Annotated in this window: 22 protein-coding genes; 9 read left to right on the plus strand and 13 right to left on the minus strand. The window is 71.6% G+C overall.

Annotated elements, in window-relative coordinates; genetic code table 11:
- Positions 1-12: 12 nt before the first annotated feature.
- Together QSK26_RS28985 and QSK26_RS42150 are read left to right on the plus strand one after the other, a co-directional pair.
- A complete protein-coding gene (locus QSK26_RS28985; RefSeq protein WP_285778454.1) occupies positions 13-372 on the plus strand; it encodes a hypothetical protein in 360 nt (119 codons plus the stop codon).
- 137 nt (positions 373-509) lie between these two features.
- Positions 510-1115, plus strand: coding sequence for a DUF7919 family protein (locus tag QSK26_RS42150; protein WP_502888758.1), 606 nt, complete (start codon positions 510-512; stop codon positions 1113-1115).
- 542 nt (positions 1116-1657) lie between these two features.
- Here the strand turns inward: QSK26_RS42150 and QSK26_RS28995 are convergent.
- The 6 genes from QSK26_RS28995 to QSK26_RS29020 all read right to left on the minus strand — a co-directional run bounded on the left by QSK26_RS28995 (position 1658) and on the right by QSK26_RS29020 (position 8343).
- Entirely contained in the window at positions 1658-2617 is a 960-nt protein-coding gene (locus QSK26_RS28995) for a quinone oxidoreductase family protein (RefSeq protein ID WP_285778456.1), read from the minus strand.
- 32 nt (positions 2618-2649) lie between these two features.
- Positions 2650-4305: a serine/threonine-protein kinase gene (locus QSK26_RS29000; protein ID WP_285778457.1), complete on the minus strand. Its 1656-nt coding sequence runs from the start codon at positions 4303-4305 to the stop codon at positions 2650-2652.
- Between the two features lie 79 nt (positions 4306-4384).
- Positions 4385-5446: an ABC transporter ATP-binding protein gene (locus tag QSK26_RS29005; protein WP_285778458.1), complete on the minus strand. Its 1062-nt coding sequence runs from the start codon at positions 5444-5446 to the stop codon at positions 4385-4387.
- Complete coding sequence (locus QSK26_RS29010; RefSeq protein ID WP_285778459.1) at positions 5443-6309, minus strand: ABC transporter permease; 867 nt, start codon at positions 6307-6309, stop codon at positions 5443-5445. The genes QSK26_RS29005 and QSK26_RS29010 overlap by 4 nt, the downstream gene beginning before the upstream one ends.
- Positions 6297-7190 carry an ABC transporter permease gene (locus QSK26_RS29015; protein WP_285778460.1) on the minus strand — a complete coding sequence of 298 codons (894 nt, stop codon included), beginning with the start codon at positions 7188-7190 and terminating at the stop codon, positions 6297-6299. Before QSK26_RS29015 ends, QSK26_RS29010 begins: the two co-directional genes overlap by 13 nt.
- A 4-nt stretch (positions 7191-7194) precedes the next feature.
- Positions 7195-8343 (minus strand): ABC transporter substrate-binding protein, encoded by a 1149-nt coding sequence (locus QSK26_RS29020; protein ID WP_285778461.1) that lies wholly within the window; start codon positions 8341-8343, stop codon positions 7195-7197.
- 228 nt (positions 8344-8571) lie between these two features.
- On the opposite strand from QSK26_RS29020, the gene QSK26_RS29025 reads away from it, so the two are divergent.
- The 3 genes from QSK26_RS29025 to QSK26_RS29035 all read left to right on the plus strand — a co-directional run bounded on the left by QSK26_RS29025 (position 8572) and on the right by QSK26_RS29035 (position 13173).
- Positions 8572-9321 (plus strand): GntR family transcriptional regulator, encoded by a 750-nt coding sequence (locus QSK26_RS29025; RefSeq protein ID WP_285778462.1) that lies wholly within the window; start codon positions 8572-8574, stop codon positions 9319-9321.
- Between the two features lie 91 nt (positions 9322-9412).
- Complete coding sequence (locus QSK26_RS29030) at positions 9413-9679, plus strand: DUF6504 family protein (protein ID WP_285778463.1); 267 nt, start codon at positions 9413-9415, stop codon at positions 9677-9679.
- Positions 9652-13173 (plus strand): DNA polymerase III subunit alpha, encoded by a 3522-nt coding sequence (locus tag QSK26_RS29035; RefSeq protein ID WP_285778464.1) that lies wholly within the window; start codon positions 9652-9654, stop codon positions 13171-13173. Before QSK26_RS29030 ends, QSK26_RS29035 begins: the two co-directional genes overlap by 28 nt.
- A gap of 1 nt (position 13174) precedes the next feature.
- On the opposite strand, the gene QSK26_RS29040 is transcribed toward QSK26_RS29035, so the two are convergent.
- The 3 genes from QSK26_RS29040 to QSK26_RS29050 form a co-directional block, all read right to left on the minus strand.
- Positions 13175-14041: a hypothetical protein gene (locus QSK26_RS29040; RefSeq protein ID WP_285778465.1), complete on the minus strand. Its 867-nt coding sequence runs from the start codon at positions 14039-14041 to the stop codon at positions 13175-13177.
- A 91-nt stretch (positions 14042-14132) separates the two neighbouring features.
- Positions 14133-14825 (minus strand): DUF4328 domain-containing protein, encoded by a 693-nt coding sequence (locus QSK26_RS29045; protein ID WP_285778466.1) that lies wholly within the window; start codon positions 14823-14825, stop codon positions 14133-14135.
- Between the two features lie 73 nt (positions 14826-14898).
- A complete protein-coding gene (locus tag QSK26_RS29050) occupies positions 14899-15546 on the minus strand; it encodes a response regulator (protein ID WP_285778467.1) in 648 nt (215 codons plus the stop codon).
- 113 nt (positions 15547-15659) lie between these two features.
- On the opposite strand from QSK26_RS29050, the gene QSK26_RS29055 reads away from it, so the two are divergent.
- The 3 genes from QSK26_RS29055 to QSK26_RS29065 are packed head-to-tail and all read left to right on the plus strand — an operon-like array spanning position 15660 to position 18477.
- Positions 15660-16370 (plus strand): ABC transporter ATP-binding protein, encoded by a 711-nt coding sequence (locus QSK26_RS29055; protein WP_285778468.1) that lies wholly within the window; start codon positions 15660-15662, stop codon positions 16368-16370.
- Positions 16367-16492, plus strand: a complete 126-nt coding sequence (locus QSK26_RS29060; protein WP_285778469.1) for a hypothetical protein — start codon at positions 16367-16369, stop codon at positions 16490-16492. The genes QSK26_RS29055 and QSK26_RS29060 overlap by 4 nt, the downstream gene beginning before the upstream one ends.
- Positions 16489-18477 carry an FtsX-like permease family protein gene (locus QSK26_RS29065; protein ID WP_285778470.1) on the plus strand — a complete coding sequence of 663 codons (1989 nt, stop codon included), beginning with the start codon at positions 16489-16491 and terminating at the stop codon, positions 18475-18477. Before QSK26_RS29060 ends, QSK26_RS29065 begins: the two co-directional genes overlap by 4 nt.
- Here QSK26_RS29065 and QSK26_RS29070 read toward each other — a convergent pair.
- The 3 genes from QSK26_RS29070 to QSK26_RS29080 all read right to left on the minus strand — a co-directional run bounded on the left by QSK26_RS29070 (position 18446) and on the right by QSK26_RS29080 (position 20361).
- On the minus strand, positions 18446-19327 hold the full coding sequence (locus QSK26_RS29070; protein ID WP_285778471.1) for an ATP-grasp domain-containing protein: 882 nt from the start codon (positions 19325-19327) through the stop codon (positions 18446-18448). The two genes, QSK26_RS29065 and QSK26_RS29070, sit on opposite strands and share 32 nt — an antisense overlap.
- A gap of 82 nt (positions 19328-19409) precedes the next feature.
- Positions 19410-20048 (minus strand): LLM class flavin-dependent oxidoreductase, encoded by a 639-nt coding sequence (locus QSK26_RS29075; RefSeq protein ID WP_352244414.1) that lies wholly within the window; start codon positions 20046-20048, stop codon positions 19410-19412.
- A gap of 34 nt (positions 20049-20082) precedes the next feature.
- A complete protein-coding gene (locus QSK26_RS29080) occupies positions 20083-20361 on the minus strand; it encodes a hypothetical protein (RefSeq protein ID WP_285778558.1) in 279 nt (92 codons plus the stop codon).
- On the opposite strand from QSK26_RS29080, the gene QSK26_RS29085 reads away from it, so the two are divergent.
- A complete protein-coding gene (locus QSK26_RS29085) occupies positions 20293-21612 on the plus strand; it encodes a sulfatase family protein (RefSeq protein ID WP_285778555.1) in 1320 nt (439 codons plus the stop codon). The genes QSK26_RS29080 and QSK26_RS29085 overlap by 69 nt on opposite strands.
- A gap of 132 nt (positions 21613-21744) precedes the next feature.
- On the opposite strand, the gene QSK26_RS29090 is transcribed toward QSK26_RS29085, so the two are convergent.
- A complete protein-coding gene (locus QSK26_RS29090; protein ID WP_285778472.1) occupies positions 21745-22458 on the minus strand; it encodes a FadR/GntR family transcriptional regulator in 714 nt (237 codons plus the stop codon).
- Positions 22459-22513: the final 55 nt, after the last annotated feature.

Consider the following 22513-nt stretch of genomic DNA (forward strand, 5'->3'; position numbering starts at 1 on the left):
CGGGTGGGGGCTATGGAACTGCATGAAAGGCTTGCCGACGTGCGTAGACGCCCACGCGCGTACGGGCTCAGCACGCTCGGTGAAATGGTTGCATTTCTGACGGGTGTTGACGCGGCGACTGATTGGCGATTCCTGGAAGGGTTCCGGGAATGGCTGGCGGCCAAGTCGGGGCTTGGTGCAAATCTTGCACTGCCGGTATTGCTGGTCAGAATCGCCTATCCCGATATGGGAAACGACTTCTGGGTGGCGGCTATGCGTGAAGAGAGTCCGAAAGCTGTCGCCGTGCTATTCGATGAGCTGAACACTTTCTTGGAATCGGAGCGCTTGCGCAATTCTGAGTACTATCGTCGCGGGTCTGACAGTAGTAGTTAACGGCAACGTCAGCGGACGGTGGATCTGGCGAGGGGTAGGCCGTCGGCCACTGTTCGATCGAGAACATCCTTGTCGGAATTATTGAAACCGGACATGGGGATGTGCCACTGGGCTGCCTGTTTAGGAGAAAAGCGGCTATGGCGTATTTTCGGGACTTGTCAAAATATACCTATAGCACCTCAGTGATTCCGGATCGAAACGTCGGATGGCTTAGTTCGTGGAGGCCGCACACGATGGATTCGGTGCCAGCGGATTTTCTGGATACCCTTCGATTGCATGTGGCAGTACCCAGAAATCAAACCCGGGGCTTTCGCCGCTGCGGTTTCTGTGTGAGGCGAGGTCGGGTGGGGCAGCCGAAAGTTACGATGAGCACGGGGGTTGAGGTATGCCTTGGGAGTGCGGAGATTCATCTATTCTCGGCTAATGGTGTCATATATTCGTCGCCCGACCTGGTGTATCATTATGTGGAGTGTCACGGATACAGGCCGCCGAGCGATTATGTTGAAGCCGTTATGGAGCCTTGCCGGAATAGAGAACTTTTGAGGAGATTGTATGAGGTCTTGGCTTGCGCGCAGGAGGTGGAAGACCGGATTGATGCCGCTCTCGACCTGATGGTAGTTGCGCCAGGTGAGGCCCGGAAGTATATTCTCCAAGCTGATCTAGGCTCGCCCGCCGATTTTTATTTGAATAAAAAGCTTGAAGTTGTGGGTAGGCGGCTTGGCAGGGAGTGGCAGAGCAGGTAAATACGCTCCGAATATCGCATCGCGACTGAGTGTTCGGGCGAGGTTCTGGCCTGGATGGGGGATGGAGAGATTGGATGAACCGAGCCATGACGCTTCCGTGCCGGGCTTGGACCCTCATGCACGAGAAGCGCCGACCATACCCGCCAATGTCAGCGACTGGGTCGGCATTGGCGTAGATGGCGAACGCTGCGACGAATGCTCGTGTGCACCGGAGTCGTTGGGTTTCGGCTGTGGCCCGGGGTTCTTGTTCGGTCAGGCAGTTTAGAGGTCTTAACAGCCGTTTCCAGGGCGAGTACACCGATCGGCCCCGTCTTCAACAGCCGCTCCTGAGATCGATGGCAGTCGATGTTATTCGACATCTTGGCCTCCGTCATCTTCAGGGGTGAGCAGTGACTTGCGCATGTATCCATCGATGTTTACGACGAATGTCTGTGACCACCACGGCTCCAACTGGCCTTGGACGTGGGCGATTCAATCGATGTCCGCCCCGGCGGCGTCGCAGGAGCTCACGGACGCCGCCGGGGTGCACGCCGAGTCCGGGGTCAGGGGATGAGGAGGAGCTTTCCGGTGGTGCGGCGGGACTGGAGGTCCTCGTGGGCGCGGCGGGCCTCGGCGAGGGGGTAGCGCTCGGAGACGCGGATGTGCAGTTTGCCGGTGGCGACCCAGTCGAAGACGGCGTTCGCGCGCCACAGCAGGTCCTCGCGGGTGGCGACGTAGTGGGCGAGGGTGGGGCGGGTGAGGAAGAGGGAGCCGCCTCGGTTGAGGACCATCGGGTCGACCGGGGGGACCGGGCCGCTGGCGGCGCCGTACAGGGCCAGCATGCCGCGAGGGCGCAGGGACGCGACGCTGCCGTCGAAGGTGGTGGCGCCGACGCCGTCGTACACCACGTGCACCCCGGAGCCGGTCAGGTCGCGTACCGCCTGGGCGAAGCCGTCGTAGCGGAGGACCTCGTCCGCGCCGGCGCCGCGGGCCAGGGCCTCCTTCTCGTCGTTGGAGACCGTGCCGATCACCCGGGCGCCGAGGAGCTTGGCTATCTGGACGAGGAGCAGGCCCATGCCGCCGGCCGCGGCGTGCACGAGTACGTCGTCGCCGGGCTTCACCTGGTGCACCGAGTGGGTGAGGTAGTGCGCGGTCATGCCCTGGAGCGGGATCGCGGCGGCGACGTCGAGGGCCAGGCCGTCGGGCACTGGCAGTGCCTTGGCGGCGGGCAGCACGGCGCGCTCGGCGTAGGTGCCCATCACGTTGGCCCAGGCCACCCGGTCGCCGGCGGCGAACTCCGTGACGCCCTCGCCGACCGCGGCCACCGTGCCGGCGGCCTCGTTGCCGAGCACCAGCGGCAGCTCCAGCGGGTAGCGGCCCTCCCGGTGGTAGACGTCGATGAAGTTGACCCCGCTCGCGGCCACGTCGACCAGCAGCTCACCTGGTCCGGGCACGGGGTCGGGCCACTCCACGTACTCCATGGCTTCGGGGCCGCCGTTGGCGGAGATGACGATGGCACGCATCCTTACAAGGCTCCCTTGATCGTTACTGGTGGTCAGTTTCCGCGGGTCACGGACTGGGGCGCGGAGCCGTTCATGCTGAAGTTGTCGAAGGAGGTCTTCAGCACGGCCGAGCTCTTCTCGCCGACCCGGGCGAGGACGCCGACCTGGCCGTTGGGCAACGGGGTGCTGTCGGTGTGGGTCAGGACCTGTTCGCCGTCGACCCACATGGTGAGCGTGACCGTGCCGGGTCCGGCGCCGCACTCCGCCTGGAGCCGCACCGGTTTGCCCTGCGTGACGGGCACGGTGCCCATGGCGAGGTCGCCGCCGCCGCCGTTCTGCACCCGCCGGATCCGCACCCCGCCCGTCGTGTTGAGCAGGAACTCGTACCGGGTCGCCTTGTAGCCGTCGCCGCCGCGGCAGTACAGCCCGTACTCGCCGGCGCCCTTCGTGCCCTGCCTGACCGAGACGTCCACGCCGAGGAGCAGTCTGCCCGGCGTCACCGGGGTCGGCGTCGCCGACGGGTCGGGCGTGGCGGGCGGCTCGGGCACGAACGGGATAGGGGCGTCCTCGGCCCGTGAGGCGTTGTCCCCCCACACGTCGATGGCGTAGAAGCCCTCGGGGGAGTAGCCGTAGGACGTGGTGTCACTGTTGTAGGTGCTGCCGTCCCAGCCGGTGCCGCTCTGGGTGAAGTCGTCCTGGTAGAGCAGCGCGAGGTCCTGCGGCGGCCCGCCCGGCGACAGCGCCCAGACGACCCCCGCGCCGGCCGCGGCCAGGGCCACGGCGGCGGCCGCGACGCCGGTCCACAGCCCTCTGCGCCACCCGCCGCCGTGGGCGGGGGCGGGGGCGGGTCCGCTCTCCTGCACCCAGGTGCTCCGCACCGTCGAGGCGGCCTGCTCGGGTACGGCGGCGCGGCCCACCAGGCTGTCGAGCAACTGCTGCGCGGTGGGCCGCCTGGCGGGGTCCTTGTCCAGCGCCCGGCTCACGAGATCGCGCATCACCGGTTCCAGATCGGACAGCTCCGGCGCGCTGTTGAGCACGTGGAAGAGCACGGCGGGCAGCGTCTCACCGGCGAACGGCGGCCGGCCGGAGGCCGCGAAGGCCACCAGGCAGCCCCAGGAGAACACGTCGCACGCGGGCGAGACCGGCTCGCCGCGCAGCACCTCCGGGGACATGTACCGCGGCGTGCCGATGATCTCGCCGGTGCCGGTGATGCCGTCCAGGGTGTCCAGCGCGCGGGCGATGCCGAAGTCGATCACCCGCGGGCCGACCGGGGAGAGCAGCACGTTGGACGGCTTGAGGTCGCGGTGCACGACGCCCGCCCCGTGGATCGCGGTCAGCGCGGTCGCCACGCCCACGGCGAGCGCGTCCAGGCTGGACCCGCGCAGCGGCCCGGAGCCGGCCACCGCCGCCTCCAGGCTCGGCCCCGGCACGTACTCGGTGACGACGTAGAGCTGGTCGCCGTCGAGCGCGGCCTCCAGCACGGCGGCCGTGCAGAACCTGCGCACCCGGCGGGCGGCGTCGGCCTCCCGCCGGAAGCGCATCCGGAACGGCTCGTGCCGGCTGTACTCCGGGTTGATCACCTTGACGGCGACCTGCCGGCCCGAGACGTCCTCGCCGAGGTACACCGTGCCCATGCCGCCGCGTCCGAGGCGGCCGAGCAACCGGTATCGACCTATCTGATGAGGCTCACCCGGACTCAGCTCGTTCACCGCTTGCCCTACCCGCTCGCATGGTCATGTGGGGGTTCAGCCTACCGATGATGGACCCGCGCCGATCCCCGGGAAGCGGTCAGGCGGCGGCCGGCTCCCGCACGGCCTCCGGGGCCGCCACCAGGACGGGCCGCTCGACCAGGCGGACGGCGACCTTCGTGCCCGGCGCCAGCCGTACGGACTCGTGGCCGGGGACGTCGGCGATGATCTCGCCGTCGGGGCCCAGGTCGAGGCGGAGGCGGGCGGAGGCGCCGCGGAAGGAGGACGCCGTCACCGTGCCGGCGCCCTGCTCGTCGGGGGCGACGAGCACGGCCTCCGGCCGGATCAGGACCCTGACCTCCGGGCCGGCCGGGGCGGGGCCGTCCACCGGCAGCAGCCGGCCGAGCACCCGCACCTTGTCGCCGACGAGCGTGCCCGGCACGTGGTTCATCGTGCCGACGAACTCCGCCACGAACGGCGTCGCGGGCCGGTCGTAGATCTCGGCGGGCGTGGCGCACTGCTCCAGCCGGCCGGCGCGCAGCACCGCGACCCGGTCGGAGACGGCCATGGCCTCCTCCTGGTCGTGCGTGACGAAGATCGTGGTGATGCCCAGCGAGAGCTGGAGCCGCCTGATCTCCTCGCGCAGCGCCACCCGGACCTTGGCGTCCAGCGCGGACAGCGGCTCGTCGAGCAGCAGCACCCGCGGCTCCAGGGCGAGCGCCCTGGCGAGGGCGACGCGCTGCTGCTGGCCGCCGGAGAGCTGGTGCGGGTAGCGGTCGCCGTGGCTCGGCAGGCCGACCAGTTCCAGCAACTCGGCCGCGCGGGCGTGCCGTCTGGCCACCGGCGCCTTGCGGATCCGCAGGCCGAAGGCCACGTTGTCGCGGACGGACAGGTTCGGGAAGAGGCTGTAGGACTGGAACACCATGCCCGCGTCCCGGCGGTTGGCCGGGATCGCGGTGATGTCCGCCCCGTCGAGGAGCACGGCCCCCGTGTCCGGGTGCTCGAACCCGGCCACGCACCGCAGGGCCGTGGTCTTGCCGCATCCCGAAGGGCCGAGGAAGGTGATCAGCTCGCCGGGCTGGATGGTCAGGTCCAGCCCGTCCAGGGCGTAGACCTGCCCGAAGGTCTTGCGCAGCCCCCTGAGCTCCACACTGGCGGTCACGTGCGCTTCCTTCCTATCGACGAGAGAACCAACAGCAGTGCCCAGGTCAGCAGGAGGCTGAGCACCGACACCGACACCGAGAGCTGCGCGTCGGAGCCGGAGATCGTCACGATCCAGACCGAGAACGGCCCGAAGCCGAGGAGCCTCGCGATCGTGTACTCGCCGAGCACCAGGGCGAGCGTCAGGAACGACGCGCCGGCCAGCGCGGAACGCAGGTTCGGGATGATCACCATGAACATCACCCGGGGCCAGGACGCGCCCAGGTTCCGCGCCGCCTCCACCACCGTGCGCACGTCCAGGGCGCCGAGCCCCGCGTCCAGCGCCCGGTAGACGAACGGCAGCGCCAGCACCACGTAGGCGAGCGCCAGCACGACGGGGAAGTCCGGGTTCTGGATCGCGATCAGCGTCGCCCAGAACGGCGTGCTGGCCAGATGGTCGGGCCCCCAGCGCAGCACCGTGCTGATCCCGGCCACGAACGTGATCGGCGGCACGATCAGCGGCAGCGTGCAGATCACCTCCAGCACGGGCCGCAGCCGCGCCGCGCCGAGCCGTACGGCGAGCGCGGCCGGCAGGGTGATCAGCAGCACCACCACGATCGTCGTCGTGGCCAGCGCCAGCGAGAGCAGCAGGCTCCGCGTGAAGCCGTCGGCGGAGAAGATCTCCAGGTAGGCGGCGAGGGAGAAGCCCTGGCCGGGCACGTCCACGCTGAACCAGAACGACGCGGCCAGCGGGATCAGGAAGTAGGCCGCCGCGACGACCAGCACGAGGCCGCGCCACGGCCGGCGGCGGCCCGTGGACCCGCGGCGCGGGGGAGCGGCGGAGGGGGCGGCCACCGGGGCCGCCGCGGGGGTCACTGCAGCCATCGGGAGCTCCTCCGCTGCATGGGCAGGTAGATCGCCATCACCAGGCCGGCCACCACGATCATGTCCAGGCTGAGCGCCAGCGCGATCCCCTCGTGCCCGACCAGCACGTTGCCGCCGAGCGCGTCGGCGATCTGCAGGGTGATCAGGGGGACGACGGTGCCGACCATCGCCGCCGCGGTCGCGTAGGCCGCGAACGCGCCGCCGAACAGCAGCACCACCCCGCCGAGCAGCGCGGGGGCCAGCACGGGGATGCCCACGTGCCGCCAGTACTGCCAGGTCGTGGCGCCGGAGTTCTGCGCGGCCTCACGCCAGTTCGGGCGCAGGCCGTCCAGCGCGGGCACCACCACGAGCACCATCAGCGGGATCGAGAAGTACAGGTAGACCAGGGCCAGGCCCCAGAAGTTGTAGAGGCTCCAGCCGATCGAGTCCAGGCCGAGGACCCGGGTGAGCACGCCGGAGTTGCCGAGCGTGGCGATCCAGGCGAAGGCCAGCGGGACGCCGCCGAAGTTCGCCAGCACCCCGGAGGCGGTCAGCACAACCTCGCGCAGCGCGGTGAACCTGGAGGTGACCACGGCCTGGGCGACGAACGTGCCCAGCACCGCGCCCGCGACGGCCACCACGGCGGACAGCTCGACGCTGCTGCGCAGGGCGTGCAGGTAGGGGCCGGTCAGGGTCTCGGTGAGGTTCTCGGTGCTCGGGGAGCCGTCCACGGTGAACGCGCCGATCAGCATGGCGATCGCCGGGATGCCGAACGCCACCCCCACGAAGACCAGCAGCGGCAGCGCCGCCGTCCACGCGCGCCTGCCCGCGGTCCGGCCCCTGGCGGGCCTCGCCGCACGGGTACGGCCGGCGGTGGCCGTACCCGGGTCGATCGTCGTCACGATGTCAGCCGGAGACCGCTGCGGCCCAGCCCGCGGCCACCGTCTCCTGGGCCTTCGTGGTCTGCGCCTCGGTCGGGAACGACGGCTCGGCCTCCACCTTGGGCAGCTTCTCGGCGAGCGCGGCGTCCACGGTGCCGTCGGCCTGCATCGCCGGCAGCAGCACCGGGCGGGCGTACCCCTTCAGCCACAGGTTCTGGCCCTCGGGGCTGTAGAGGAACTCCATCCACAGCCGCGCGGCGGCCGGGTGCGGGGCGTCCTTGTTGATGGCCTGCGCGTAGAACTGCGTGTAGACGCCGTCGCTCGGCACCGCCACCTGGAAGTTCACGCCCTTGGCCTTGAACTGGTCGGCGTACTTCGCGTTGAGGTAGTCCCAGTCCAGGGTGATCGGGGTCTCGCCCTTCTCGACCGTCGCGGGGGTGGCCTCGACCGGGTTGAAGTTGCCGGCGTCCTTCAGCTTCTTGAAGAAGTCGATGCCGGGCTGGATGTCGTCGAAGGAGCCGCCGTTGGCGAGGGAGGCGGCGTAGACCGCGGCGAACGCGGCGCCGGCCTTGGTCGGGTTGCCGTTCAGCGCGACCTTGCCCTTGTACTCCGGCTTGAGCAGGTCGGCGAAGGTGGTCGGGCAGGTGGGGATCTTCCCGGCGTCGCACCCGATGGAGACGTAGCCTCCGTAGTCGTTGAACCAGAGGCCGTTCGGGTCCTTCTGGGCGTCCGGGATCTTGTCCCAGGTCTGCACCTTGTAGGGCGCGAAGAGCCCCTCGGCGGCGCCGCTCAGCGCGAAGGACTGGCCGAGGTCGAGCACGTCGGGGGCGCGGTCCTGGCCCTTGCGGGTCTTCACCGCGTTGATCTCGTCGGCGCTGGCCGCGTTCGGGTCCTCGCTCTCGATCTCGATGCCGTACTTCGTCTTGAAGGCTGCGATGACCTCACCGTAGTTGGCCCAGTCCGGGGGCAGCGCGATGACGTGCAGCTTGCCCTCCTTCTTGGCCGCCTCGACCAGCTTGTCCAGCCCGCCGAAGTCCTGGGCGGAGGACGCGGTGCGCGCGTTCACGCCGCCCGCGGCGGTCGTGGTCGCGGTTTCCGGTGCCGCGCCACAGGCCGCAGCGGCCATCAGCAGGAAGGCGGCGATGCCCGCCACGCGGACACGGTTAGTGATCACAGGGGTCTCCCAGACAGGCCGTCAGGCATTTGTTGCGCGACAGGACAAAACTTGTGCGAACAAGCTAACGGCGTCAGATCAGGTAATCAGTGGCCGTTCCGTGAACGGTCGTCATCTAACGGGATAACGTGTGACCTGCGGGTTCGCCGATCGATCATGCTTGATGGCAGTCATCTCTTCGGTCAGGGCGTGTCTCCCGGCTGTGCGCAGCCGGGCGAGGGGGGAACCATGCCGGCGCGGTACGAGCAGATCGCGGCAGAGTTGCGCGAGGCCATCCTCGGGGGGACCTATCCGGTGGGATCGCACCTGCCCTCGGAGGCCGCGCTCGCCGCCCGCCACTCCGCCGCCCGCGGCACCGTGCGCCAGGCGGTCGCCCTGCTCGCCAGCGAGGGACTCGTCGGCTCCCGGCAGGGCGCTCGCCGCGTCGTGCTCCGCGGCGAACGCGACCAGCTCTTCGGCGAGCCGTACGACTTCGCGCGGTGGGCCGGGGCGCTCGGGCACCGGGCCGGCGGGGAGGTGATCGGGCGGCGGCGCAGGAAGGCGTCGGCCACCGAGGCCGTGCGGCTCGCGGTCTGCGCGGGTGAGGAGGTGCTGTCCATGCTGCGGCTGCGCACCCTGGACGGCGTGCCGGTGCTGGTCGAGCGGGCCGTCTACGCGAGCTGGGTCGTCCCCGCCGTCGAGGTACTGGAACCCGGGTGCGAGTCGGTCGTCGGCGCGTTGGGCGAGACGGCCGGGCTGGCCTTCCGGCACGGCGAGCACCTGATCGACGCGGTCGCCGCGGGGGTGCAGGAGGCCCGGCTGCTCGCCGTACGGCGGGGCAGCCCGCTGCTGCGCAGGCGGCGGCTCACCAGCACCGCGGAAGGGCGGCCCGTGGAGTGGTCCGACGACCGCTACCGGGCGGGCAGCGTCGTCTTCGCGACCCGGAGCCCGGGCGGCGTGAACCCGTCCCTGGCTGGACAGGACGGCGACTTGCGGTAGGCTGACTGGAGAACATATGTTCGAGACAGCACCCGTCTTCCCCCGGGTGGCTCACGTGTAGGACAGCCGGAGCCCCAGGGAGAAGACCGCTTTGAGCAGACTCTACGGCGACCCCATCGAGGTCTGGACCAAAGACGGGGAGCCCAGCCAATTCGTCTGGCGCGATCGCCTCTACGCCGTGCGCCAGGTGCTCGACCACTGGGTGGTCGCCCGGGAGTGGTGGAAGACCTCCGAGACCGATCCGGGCGAGCGCAGGTTCTGGCGGGTCGAGGCCACCCCCGGCGGCACGCCCGGCACCTACGAGCTGCGGTTCGACACCGCCAGCGGCGGATGGCTGCTGCTGAGGGCGTGGGACTGATGTTCGCCCACCTGCACGTCGCCTCGGCCTACTCGCTCCGCTACGGCACCGCCTTCCCCGGGGCGCTCGCCCGGCGCGCGGCGGAACACGGGATGGACATCCTCGCCCTGACCGACCGCGACGGCCTCTACGGCGTGATCAAACACGCCCAGGCGTGCCTGGAGGCCGGGATCTCCCCGGTCGTCGGGGCCGACCTGACCCTGTCCGTCTCCGGGGCCGGGCCCGTCTCCGGCGCGGACGCCCGGCGGGAGCATCGGGTGACCGTGCTGGCCCGCGGCGGCGACGGCTGGCCGCTCCTCGCCCGGCTGGTCACCGCCGCGCACCACGCGGGGGAGCGGGGCGAGCCCCGGGTCACCCGCGAGCTGGTCGGGCGACACGCCGAAGGGCTCGTCGTGCTCCTCGGCCCCGCCTCCGACGTCGGCCGCGCCGTGGCCGCGCGCCGCGACGAGCAGGCCGAGGCGCTGCTGCGGGAGTGGCGCGCGGCGGCCCCCCACCTCGCCGTCGAGGTCGTCGACCAGTACGGCCACCGCGAGGGGAACACCGCGGCCCGCATGCTCGCCCTGGCCGACCGGACCGGTGTGCCCGCCGTGCTGACCAACGCCGCGCGCCACCTCGACCCGGCCGACTACCAGGTCGGCGACGTGCTCGACGCCGCCCGCAAGCTGGTCCCGCTGCACCCCCGCCACCTGGAGCACTCCACCTCGCACGCCTACCTCAAGAGCCACAAGGAGATGGCCCAGGTCGCGGTGCGGATCTGCGGCGGCGACACGCGGCGGGCCGGCCGCCTGCTCTCCGTGACCAGGGACACCGCCGAGCGTTGCGCGCTCTCCCCGCTGGAGCTGCTGGCGCTGCGGAACGACCCGCCCCGGCTGCACCTGCCCGAGATCGGCAAGGACCCGGTCCCGCTGCTGCGCAACCGTTGCGCCGACGGCCTGTACGCCCGCGGGCTGGAGCGTTCCAAAGGCGTCCGCGAGCGGCTCTCCGCCGAGCTGGACATCATCGAGCGCAAGCGGCTGTCCGGATACTTCGTCGCGGTGGCCGGGATCACCGACCTGATCCGCGGGATGGACGTGCGCTGCGCGATCCGCGGCTCCGGCGCGGGCAGCCTGGTCAACTACCTGATCGGCATCGGCGAGGTGAACCCGCTGGACCACGGCCTGCTCATGGAGCGTTTCCTGTCCGAGGGCCGGGTCGGGCTGCCCGACATCGACATCGACGTGGAGTCCGCCCGCCGCCTCGACTGCTACCGGGCGATCCACGAGCACTACGGCGAAGACCGCGTCGCCTGCGTGTCGATGATGGAGACCTACCGCGCGCGCAGCGCGATCAGGGACGTCGGCGCGGCCATGGGGCTGCCGCCGCACGAGACCGACGTGATCGCCAAGGCGTTCCCGCACATCAGGGCCCGCCAGATCCGCGCCGCCCTGTCCGACCTGCCGGAGCTGCGCGGCAGCGGGCTGAGCGACCGCGTGCTGGAGACGGTGTTCCGGCTGGCCGAGCGGCTCGACGGGCTGCCCAGGCACATCGCCCTGCACCCGTGCGGCGTGCTGATCGGCAACGCCGGGCTGCGTGACCGCACCCCGGTCGAGCGCAGCCTGCTGGACTTCCCGATGTCGCAGTTCGACAAGGACGACGTGGAGGAGGCCGGGCTGCTGAAGCTCGACGTGCTGGGCGTGCGCATGCAGTCGGCGCTGGCCTACGCGCTCGCCGAGGTGAAGCGGGTGGACGGCGCCGGCATCGACCTCGACGCCGTCCCGCACGACGACCCGGCCACCTACGACCTGATCTGCGCGGCCCGCACCCTGGGCTGCTTCCAGATCGAGTCGCCGGGCCAGCGCGACCTCGTCGCCAAGGTGGAACCGCGCACGATGCACGACCTGATCGTGGACATCTCGCTGTTCCGCCCCGGGCCGGTCAACTCCGACATGGTCACCCCCTACCTGGAGAGCAGGCAGGGCTGGCGGCCGGTCCTCTTCCCGCACGACGACCTGCGCGACATCCTCGCCGAGACGAACGGCGTGGTCATCTTCCACGAACAGATCCTGCGGATCGTGCACGCCATGACCGGCTGCGGCCTGTCCGAGGCGGAGCGGGTCCGCCGCACCCTGGACACCCCCGAGGGCAGGGAGAAGGTCCGGGCCTGGTGGGAGCACATGGTGCGGCCGGAGTACGACAAGGAGGCGGTCGAGCGGTCCTGGCACGTGCTCGACGCGTTCGGCGCCTTCGGGTTCTGCAAGGCGCACGCCGCCGCGTTCGCGCTGCCCACCTACCAGTCGGCCTGGCTGAAACGGCACCACACGGCGGCGTTCTTCGCCGGCGTGCTCACCCACGAGCCCGGGATGTACCCGCCGAGGGTGATCCTCGACGAGGCCCGCCAGTGCGGCGTGACCGTCCTCCCGCTGGACGTCAACCGCTCCGGCGGGCACTGGCAGGTGGAACGCGTCGGCCCCCGGGCGGATCCGCCCGCGGACGGGGAGGTGGCCGTCGGGGAGATCGGCCTGGGGTACGGCCTGCGGGTGCCGTTCTCGGCGGTCAAGGGGATCAGCGAGGCGGAGGTGGACCGCATCGTCGCGGGCCGGCCGTACACGTCGCTGGCCGACTTCTGGGACCGGGCCCGCCCGTCACGCCCGATCGCCGAGCGGATCGTCCAGGTCGGCGGGCTGGACGAGGTGCACGGCCTCGCCCCGGGAGCGGGTCCCCGCTGGCGTCCCGGCGAGCTGACCAGGCGCGACCTGATCGCCCAGGTCGGCGTCATCGACCGGGCCTCCCGTGTCGCCACCACCCGCGCGCCTTCGGCCGCGAGCACGGCGGTGCAGATGCCGCTGGGCTTCACCGAGCGGGTCGCGCCGGGAGAACTCCCCGAGATGACGGAGAGCGAGATGGTGGAGGCGGAGCTGGACATCCTCGGCATGGACGTCAGCAAGCACGTGATCGGCTTCCACGACGAGCTGCTCGACGCGATCGGCGTGGTGCGCTCCGCGAACCTGCTGGCCCAGCGCAACGGCGCGGAGATCCTGGTCGCCGGGGTCAAGGTGAGCACGCAGACCCCGGCCATCCGGTCCGGCCAGCGGATCATCTTCACCACGCTGGACGACTCGACCGGCCCCGTCGACCTGACGTTCTTCGAGTCGGTGCAGGGGCACTGCGCCTCGACGGTCTTCGGCTCGTGGCTGATGGTCGCCCGGGGAGTCGTCAGGCGCACCGGCGCCAGGTCGGTCACGCTGCGCGCGGTGGACTGCTGGAACCTCGCCGAGCTCGACCGCGTCTGGCGGGAGGACGGCCTGCCCGCCGTACAGGCGCTCCTGTCCGCCACCCCGGCGTCCCGGCCCGCCTCCGGCCCGGATGTCGGCGGACGGCAGATCGAATACGCCAACGGCTACCGGCTCTCTCCCTATGCCGACATAGCCCCCGTGTCCGGATCCGCCCCGCCGCGCCGTCTCTGGCACGCCAGCCCCGGCAGCTCGGGCCCGCCCCCCACGAGAAAGTCCGCCTGACCTAAGCGAACAGCTCGTCCGCCGTCTCCACGGTCGCGGCCCGCTGAATCCATTCCTGCAACTGCGCCAGATCGGCGCACCCGCTGATCCGCGCCCGAGCCTCCTCCGGCACCTCTATCCCCCGAGCCGAGAGGAAGAGAAGCAGCGCCTGCGCCTCACCTTCGGCCTGGCCTTCCGCCTTGCTCTCGGCGAGCTGGTCCCGGAAGAAGTTGCTTTGGTACTGGTATTCGCTTTTCAACATTTTCTCCACGTAGAGTCGCAGATCTTCGGGAAGTTCGGGGAGGACGATGTCACAGTACATGTTCCTGAATTGATCATCCACCAGTGGGAGCGCGCTGATCATCGATTTCACGATGGTGAAACCGTCGGCCGAGGAGCCGTGGGCGCGGGCGGACAGGACGGCGAGTTCCGGGGCGCGGGCGGCGTGCTGCGGGTCCGTGATCGCGGGCATGCTCTTGGGCCCGGCGACCAGGGGTGTCAGGGTCCACCCCGGGTGGCCCATCTCGATGGCGGTCCCGCACCAGGCGGCCGTGCGGTCGTTCGTGCACACCACCAGCAGCACGGCGGGACATTCCATGGTTTTGCGCAGAGTGGCGAGATAAACCGGCCATGTCCATCTTTTGTCAGGATCGCGCTTGCGTTGTACCTCGACCACCACCGCCAGCACCGCCTTGCCGGCGGCGGAAAGCACGACGACCGCGTCCGCGCGATACTGGGTCGGCGTGACGTCGCTGAATTCCGTCGATTCGATGGTGGCTTCGTTGTGGTCGGGTACGGGGACGTGCAGCGCTTCGCGTAGCAGTTCCGTGGCCAGGGAGGGCCGGTTACGGAAAAGCTGGATCAGCGCCTCGTGTTCGTTCGAAGGCATGGGCGAGAGATTACTCACGCTTGCCATTTCCATGGGGCGCGTTTCGAAAACTCTCTCGGGCTGTTTTTTGGGTTAATTGCCTTTTGTTCGGTTATTTTCCGGTGGTGAAGGCGATGGGGCGGGGGGTGGTGGTGCCGGGGCGGGCGCGGTGGGGGTGGGTGCGGAAGGTCTGGTGGCGGGTGATCTCGCGGACGGTGGCGGCGCACAGGAGGGCGGCGAGGGCCACGGCGGTCAGCTCGGCGGGGCCGAAGCCGGTGAGCTGGGGGCTGGGGCCGCGGGTGACGGGGCCGGTCAGGGGGAGGCGCAGGACCACGAGGGTGAAGGCGGCGGCGGAGCACAGCCACCACGCGGTCAGCAGGGTGAGCCAGCGCGCCCGGCGGCCGGGAGGCGGGTCGGCGCCGCGCCAGAGGTGGTCCACGATCAGCGGCGGGGCGACCAGATTGACGCCGGGGATCAGCCAGCCGGCGATCACCCGGCCGGCCACCCTGGTCTTCGGGTCGTTCGCCTGGGCGGCGCGGACCAGCCAGACGGCGTAGGCCAGGGCGACGGCGAAGGTGGCGGCGGCGGCCAGCAGCAGGAGGACGGCGAAGACCGTCGCGGCTCCGGCCACCGCCTGGGCGCCGGGGGAGTGCGGGTCGCCGTCGAGCGTGGCGATCTCCTCGGCCAGCCGCCTGCCGCGGACCGCCTCGAAGGTCACCAGGGCGGCCATCGCCGCGAACTGCGCGGAAAGCGTCGCGTACACCGCCGCGGCGGACCTGCGGGGTGGTGGAGGGACGAAGCGCATGGATCTCTCCCCCCGGGATGCGCTGAAGGACGTTGCCCTTCTTGTATCCCGTCCGCGCTCCCGCTAATCGTGATCACCGCACGATGCCGGACTCCCATGCCCAGGCCGCGATCTCCACCCGGTTACGGGCGCCGAGCTTGGCCTGAATGCTGCCGAGATGCGTCTTCACCGTGGACAGCGAGACGAACAGCTCGGCCGCCACCTCCTGGTTCGTCCGCCCTCTGGCCACCAGCCTGACCACGTCCATCTCCCGGCCGGTGAGCGGCTCGCGCGGGGGCCGGACGGTCTGCCGGGGGCGGGCCAGGTGTTCCAGCAGCCGTACCGTGACCGACGGCGAGACCAGCGCGTCGCCCACGGCCGCCGCCCGGACCGCCTCCACGAGCAGCGTCGGGCCGCTGTCCTTGAGCAGGAAGCCGCACGCCCCCGCCCGCAGCGCGCCGTACACGTACTCGTCCAGGTCGAAGGTGGTGACGATGACCACGCGCATGGGGTCGTGCACGCCGGGACCGGCGAGGATCCTGGTCGCCTCCAGCCCGTCCAGCTTGGGCATCCGGATGTCCAGCAGGCACACCTCCGGCCGGAGAGTCCGCGCCTGGTCCACCGCCTCCGCGCCGTCGGCGACCGCGGCCACCACCTCGATGTCCGCCTGGGCCTCCAGGATCATCTGGAACCCGGTCCGCACCAGCGCCTGGTCGTCGGCGATCAGCACCCGCGTCGTCACGTGCCGATTCTGCCAGCACTCCGCGCGGATCGGCCTTTCGGCCGAGGGACGCCGGGAAGGAGGGGCCGCCCGGCCGATGTCGCCGGACGCGGCCCGGCGGGAGCCTTGACGGCATGACTGAAGGTGTGGTGCTCGAAGGCCGCGGGCTGGTCAAGCGGTTCGGGCGGACGGTCGCGCTGGACGGCGTGGACCTCGCCGTGCGCGGCGGCGAGGCGGTGGCGATCATGGGGCCGAGCGGGTCGGGGAAATCAACCCTGCTGCACTGCCTGGCCGGGATCATGCGGCCGGACGCGGGCGAGGTGACCCTGCTGGGACGCCGGGTGGACGGCATGCGGGAACGGGAGCGGAGCGCGCTGCGGCGGAGCAGGTTCGGGTTCGTGTTCCAGTTCGGGCAACTGCTGCCGGAGCTGCCCGCGGAGGAGAACGTGGCGCTGCCGCTCATGCTCGGCGGCGTCCCGCGCGCCCGGGCCGTACAGCAGGCGCGCACCTGGTTCGGGCCGCTCGGCCTCGGCGGGATGGAGGGGCAGCGGCCGGGCGAGCTGTCCGGCGGCCAGGCCCAGCGGGTGGCGATCGCGCGGGCTTTGGTGACCGGCCCCTCGGTGGTCTTCGCCGACGAGCCCACCGGGGCGCTCGACCAGGCGACCGGTCACGACACGATGCACACGCTGGTCACGGCCGCCGCGCACAACGGCGCCTCGCTGGTGGTGGTCACCCACGACCCGCAGGTGGCTCGCTGGTGCCACCGCGTGGTCGAGGTCCGGGACGGCCGGCTGCTGCCGGGGCACACTCCCTCGCCCGAGTTCTCCGGCGGTGGTGCCCGATGAGCGCGCGGGCGTTCTACAAGGGGCTGGCGGCGGCCTGCCGATGGTGGGTGGCGGGTGTGCTGGCGTCCTGCCGGCGGCGGGCCGCGGGCCAGGTGGCGGAGCGGGCCGGGGGTGTCCGGTGAGCGCCGCGGTGACGATCGCCTGGCGGCTGCTGCGCGGGGGCGGGCGGCGCGGGCTGATCGGCGCGGGGCTGACGCTGGCGGCGGTGGCCGTTTCGACGGCGTTCCTGATGTTCACCGTGGCGGTCAACGTCGCCTTCGAGCACCGGGCCGACCGGGAGGCGTGGCGCAACCCGGTCCCGGCGGACGCGGCTCGGGCGGTGGCCGTGCAGGGTGTGCGGCGGGACTTCTTCCAGGGGCGGATGATCACCGTGGCGGAGGTGGCCGCGCTGCGGCCCGGCGTGGCTCCGCCGCCGGGGGCGGCACGCTTCCCCGCCCCCGGTGAGGCGTGGCTGTCGCCCGCGCTGGCCGCCCTGGTGCGCGAGACGCCCCCGGACCGGCTCGGCGGGCGTTTCCCGAACGTGGCGGGCACCCTCGCCGGCGAGACGCTGGTCCACCCCGGGGAACTCGTCGCCGTGCTCGGCAGGGCGCCGGATGACCCGGCACTGGCCCCCGGCCGGGGCGGCGACGGCGTGGCGCCGACCCCGGTCGCGGACTTCACCGGGCGCCACGGCGCCGACGCCGTGGCCTACCAGAGCCTGGCGCTGGTCGCCGGCGTGCTCATGGTGGTGCCGTTGCTGGTGTTCAGCGGCGCGGCGGCCCGGCTGACGGTGGCCAGGCGTGACCAGCGGCTGGCGGCGTTGCGGCTGGTCGGGGCCACCCCCGGGCAGGTCGTGGGGATGACGGTGGTGGAGGCGATCCTGCTCGCCCTCGCCGGCGCGGTCGCCGGCGTGGCCGGCTACTTGGCGATGACGCCGCTGCTGGCGCGGATCACCGTCGCGGGGGGCACCTGGTTCGTCGCGGACCTGTGGCCCGGCGTCCTGATCACGTTCGGCGTGCTGCTCGCCGTGCCGCTGCTGGTGGGGGCGTCCGCGGTGCTCGGCCTGCGGCGGGTGGTGGTCAGCCCGCTCGGCGTCGCCAGGCGGGAGACGCCGCCCGGCATGCGGGTCCTGCGGGTGGTCGCGTTCCTGGCCGTCGTCGGCGCCTTCCCCGTGCTGGGCCGGGGGAACGCGGGCGTGGTCGTGGTGGCGGTCGCGCTCGCCCTGCCGTTCCTGGCGGTGAACCTGGTCGGCCCGTGGGTCGTGGCGCTGATCGGCAGGGTGATGGCCGGTACGGCACGGCGGCCGGCCTGGCTGCTGGCCGGGCGGCGGCTGGTGGACGATCCCCGCTCGGCCTGGCGGACGGTCGGCGGCGTCGCGCTCACCGGCTTCGTGGCCGGGTTCGTCGGCCTGCTCAGCCCGTCGGCCGGGCTGCTGGGCGACGCGCCGGCCGACCGGTTGCGGCTGGGGGTGCCCGCCGCCCAGGCCGCGACGGTCCAGGCCGGGGCCGAGCGGCGGTTGCGCGCGGCCGGGGTGCCCGCGCGGGTGACGGTCACCGGCACGGGGGACCGGCGCCTGGTCGAGGTGACCCCCGAGCCCGCCGCCACTCCGGGCAGTACCGGCGGGAGCCCCCGGGAGGGCTCGCCCGAGGTTCTCGAACGGGCCCGCACCGCGCTCGACGGGCTCGTCCCCGGCCGTGGCGCGAGCACGCCCGCCGAGGACGATCTCCCGGGCATGCTGCTGCTCGGCGACATCCGCACCGGCACCGTCGTGGTGCTCGCCGTGTCGCTGCTGGTCGCGACCACGAGCGCGGGCATCACGGCCGCGTCCTCGGTGCTGGACCGCAGGCAGACGTACGCGCTGCTGCGCCTGGCCGGTACGCCGCTGTCCGTGCTGGACCGGGCGCGCCGTTCGGAGACGCTGGTCCCGCTGGTCGTGATGGGCGGCGGCTCGGTCGCGACCGGCATGTTCTGCGCGCTGCCGTTCGTCTACGCGGGGCTGAACGTCACCGGGGTGCTCGCCCTGGGCGTCTGCGTCGTGGGCGGGTTCGCCGGCGTGGTGGGCGCCGGCGCGCTGAGCTCTCCGCTGCTGCGCTCGGTCACGGCGAACCCGGGCCCGCGCCCGGACTGAGGTCCCCGCCCTCCCCCTGGCGGCGCAGGAGGAGGTCGCAGAGGGCCGGGGTGATGGGCAGCCGGGTGGCCTCCTCGATGAGCAGGTAGCCGCCGGTGGGGTTGACCTCGGCGAAGATGTACCGGTCGTCGGGGGTCAGGGCCAGGTCCACGGCGCCGTAGCACAGGTCGAGGCGGCCGACGAGGTCGTGGCAGGCGTCGCCGACCCCGGTGGGCAGGCGGTGCGGGCGCACCCAGCGGCGGCTGCCCGCGACGTGGATCTCCGCCGCGAACACCCGCTCGCCCACCACGATCACCCGTACCGACAGCCTGCGCTCCGGGTACGCCTGGGCGAGCAGCGGCCCCGGCGCGTGGCCGGCCCCGGGTGGGACGTCGCCGTCGAGTTCCGTGCTGACGATCCGCCCGCCGTTCTCCAGGTAGAAGCGCAGGCACTCGTCGGGGTCGGTGGTGACCAGGGTGGCGGGCACGTCGAGCCCGGCGCGTTCGGCGGTGAGGAGCTGGAGCAGTTTGTACCGGGCGCGCAGGACGGCGACCGGCCTGGCGGGCACCGCCGTGCAGCCGAGGCCGTCCCAGAGGCCGGCGAGCGTCGCGGACACCCCGGCCTGCGGGGGAGCGGGCGGGCCGAGACGGCGGAACCACACCGAGGCCAGGTCGTCGAGGTCGAGGTCGAGGACGCCGGCGGTGAGGCGGCGGGCGCCGTCCGGGCGCAGGGTGACGGACAGCCGGGCCGCGGTGGCGAGGCGGGCGGGGTCGAGGAGCACGGGGTGCGCGCCGCGGCCGGTGAGCGCCTGGGCGACGTGCCTCGCCTGCGTGTCCTCCTCACCCGCGAGAATGAGCACCGTATCGGTCATCGGCCGCCTTGTCGGAGTAGGTGCGGACGACGCCGATCGTGCTCCCGCCCACTTGATCCCGGCTTGGAGCTGGATGGAAGTCTCAGCCGAGCACGGCGTCGCGGACCGCGCGCAGTGCCGTCTCCTCCCGCGGGCCCATCGCCAGCAGGCTCGTCACCGGGGAGCGGCGCCAGGGCGCGAGCCGTTCCCTGATCCGGCCGGCCGGCCCGACCAGGGAGATGCCGTCGGCGAGTTCGTCCGGGACGGCGTGGCACGCCTCCTCCTTGCGTCCGGCGAGATAGAGCGCCTGGATCCGTTCGGTGACCTCGGCGTAGCCCATTCTGGCAAAGACGTCGGCGTGGAAGTTGCGGCTTCTGGCGCCCATGCCGCCGATGTAGAGGGCGAGGGTGAGCTTGACGGTGTCGAGGGCGGCCCGCACGTCGTCGGTGACCAGCACCGTGACCATGGCGGCGACGTCGAAGCCGGGCGGGGCCGCGGCGAGCGAGGCGCCGTACATCTCCTCGATCTTCTCGGGGAAGACGAACAGCGGCAGCCAGCCGTCGGCCGTCTCGGCGGCGAGCGCGACGTTCCTCGGTCCCTCCGCGCCGAGGTAGAGCGGGATCTCGGCGCGGAGCGGGTGCGTGATGAGCTTGAGCGGCTTGCCGAGGCGGGCGCCGCCGGGGAGGGGCAGCGGGTAGTGCTCGCCGTCGCTGGTCAGGCGTCGTCCGGTCCGCGCTGCCAGTAGCCCAGGTTGAGGCCGAGTCTCAGATCGTCGGTCACCGGCTGATTAGAACATGTTCTAGCTGGATTGGTCGAGTGTCGGCTTTTCTTGGACGGGGAAAGCCTGGGTTGTGAAAAGGATCGCCTGCTGGCCGGTCGGCATGGCCGTGGTCGTCATGGTCATGCTGGCGCTGGCCGGCGCGCAGCCATTGCCCGTACGGCCTGCCGACGCGGGTACCGCCCCCCGGCCGAATATCGTGATGATCATGGTGGACGATCTGGATTCGGTGGATCTCAGCCTTTTCCCCAATATCTCTGAGCAGATGGTCCGCCAAGGGGCATCCTTCGACCGGTTTTTCGTCAGCAACTCCTGGTGCTGCCCCTCCCGCGCCTCCGTCCTGCGCTCGCAGTATGTACACAGCCACGAGGTTTACACCAACACCGCCCCCGAAGGGGGATTCGCGAGATTCTATAAACAAGGTCTGGAACGTTCCACGATCGGGACATGGATGCAAGAAGCCGGTTATCGCACGGGGTTGATGGGCAAATATCTCAACCACTATCCGGGTATGGCGACACATCCGACATATGTGCCACCCGGGTGGGACGAATGGGATGTTCCGGTCACGCATCTCTACCGCGAATACCGCTACACGATGAACGAGAACGGTTCGCTGCGCGATTACGGCGACCATCCGCAGGATTACCTGACCGACGTGCTGAGCGTCAAGGCGCGCGAGTTCGTCCGCGGCGAGGCGCCGTTCTTCCTCTATCTCGCCCCGGTGGCGCCGCACGCGCCGGCCAACCCGGCCTGGCGGCACGCCGGAGCCTTCTCCGACGTGATGGCCCCCCGCACGCCGTCCTTCGACCAGGAGGACGTGGAGGCCGAGCCGGCCTGGCTGCGGGCGCTGCCCCGGATGTCCGAGCACGAGATCGCGCAGGCCGACGAGCGTTACCGGGCGCGGCTGCGGGCCATGCTGGGCGTGGACGACATGGTGGGGGCGCTGGTCGAGGAGCTGCGCACCGCGGGCCGGCTCGCGGACACCTACCTGTTCTTCACCTCCGACAACGGCTACCACCTCGGCCAGCACCGCCTGCGGTACGGGAAGACCTCGCCGTACGAGGAGGACATCAGGGTGCCGATGGTGGTGCGCGGGCCTGGGGTGCCCGCGGGGTCGAAGGTCTCGGCGCTGTCGGCCACCGTGGACCTCGCGCCGACCTTCGCCGAGCTGGCCGGGGCCGAGGTGCCCGGGTTCGCCGAGGGCCGCTCGCTGGCGCCGCTGCTGGCCGGGCGCACGCCGGAGTCCTGGCGGAAGAACGTCCTGGTCGAGTTCTACCGGCCGCCGTGGCAGCAGTCCACGCCGTCCGCCCCGGTGCCGCCCTACCGGGCGCTGCGCACCGCGCGGTACACCTACGTCGAGTACGACATGGGGGAGCGCCAGCTCTACGACCTCGTGGTCGATCCCCACCAGTTGCACAACATCGCCGACGAGGCCCCGCACGACCTGATCGCCGGGCTGCGCGACAAGCTCCGGGAGATGGCGCGGTGCAGCGGGGCGAGCTGCCGGGTGGCGGACGCGCGATGACACCCAAGGCCCCGGGGGCGAGGCCGGGACTCGGGGCGGCGCCCAGGGCAGGGGTCGGGGGAGGGCTCGGGGGAGGGCTCGGGGCAGGGGTCGGGTCGGCGCTCGGGTCGGGGCTCGGGTGGAGGGCTGGGGTCAGGGTTCGGATATTTCGGGATATGTGTGGGTGAGGTGCCGGGTGGTGGCGGTCACGGCGGCCTCCCGGTCCCCGGCGGCGATGGCGTCGTAGATCGCCCGGTGCTCGGCCATGAGCCGCTCGGTGCCGCCGAGCCGGGTCACCGCCTCCACCGCGTAGCCCTCGACGGCGGCGCGCAGCGCGCGCATGGTCGCCGCCTGGAGCCGGTTGCCGGACATCTCGGCGATCGCCAGGTGGAACCCCGCGTCGTGCCGGACGAACTCCTCGACCGACCCGGACCGCTCCATGTTCGCCAGCGCCGCCCGCAGCAGCGCCAGGTGCTCGGCGGTGGCGTGCCCGGCCGCGCGCCCGGCCGACCACTGCTCGATCATCATCCGCGTCTCGACCACCTCCCGCATGGACAGGCTGGACAGGCCGAGATGCAGCCTGAGCAGGTCGGTCAGCGCGTCGCCGGGCCGTGAGGTGAGCACCGCGCCCGCGTCGGGACCCCGCCCGGCCTGGGAGGAGACCACGCCGAGCGTCTCCAGCACGCGCAACGCCTCGCGCACCGACGAACGGCTGACCTGGAGCTGCTCGGCCAGCCTGCGCTCGCCGGGAAGGCGGTCGCCGGGCGTCAGGCCGTCCGCCACGATGCGCCGCTCGATCTCCGCGAGCACGTCCTCGAAGGTGCGCGCCCGGCGCACCGGACGCCACCCGGTGTCTTGTGTCCCCATATGGTCCGACCATACTGTGGTCAGACCACAAACGGCGGTCGGACAGGGAAGTCGA

Source organism: Microtetraspora sp. NBRC 13810 (assembly GCF_030268685.1).
Lineage (GTDB): Bacteria > Actinomycetota > Actinomycetes > Streptosporangiales > Streptosporangiaceae > BSRQ01.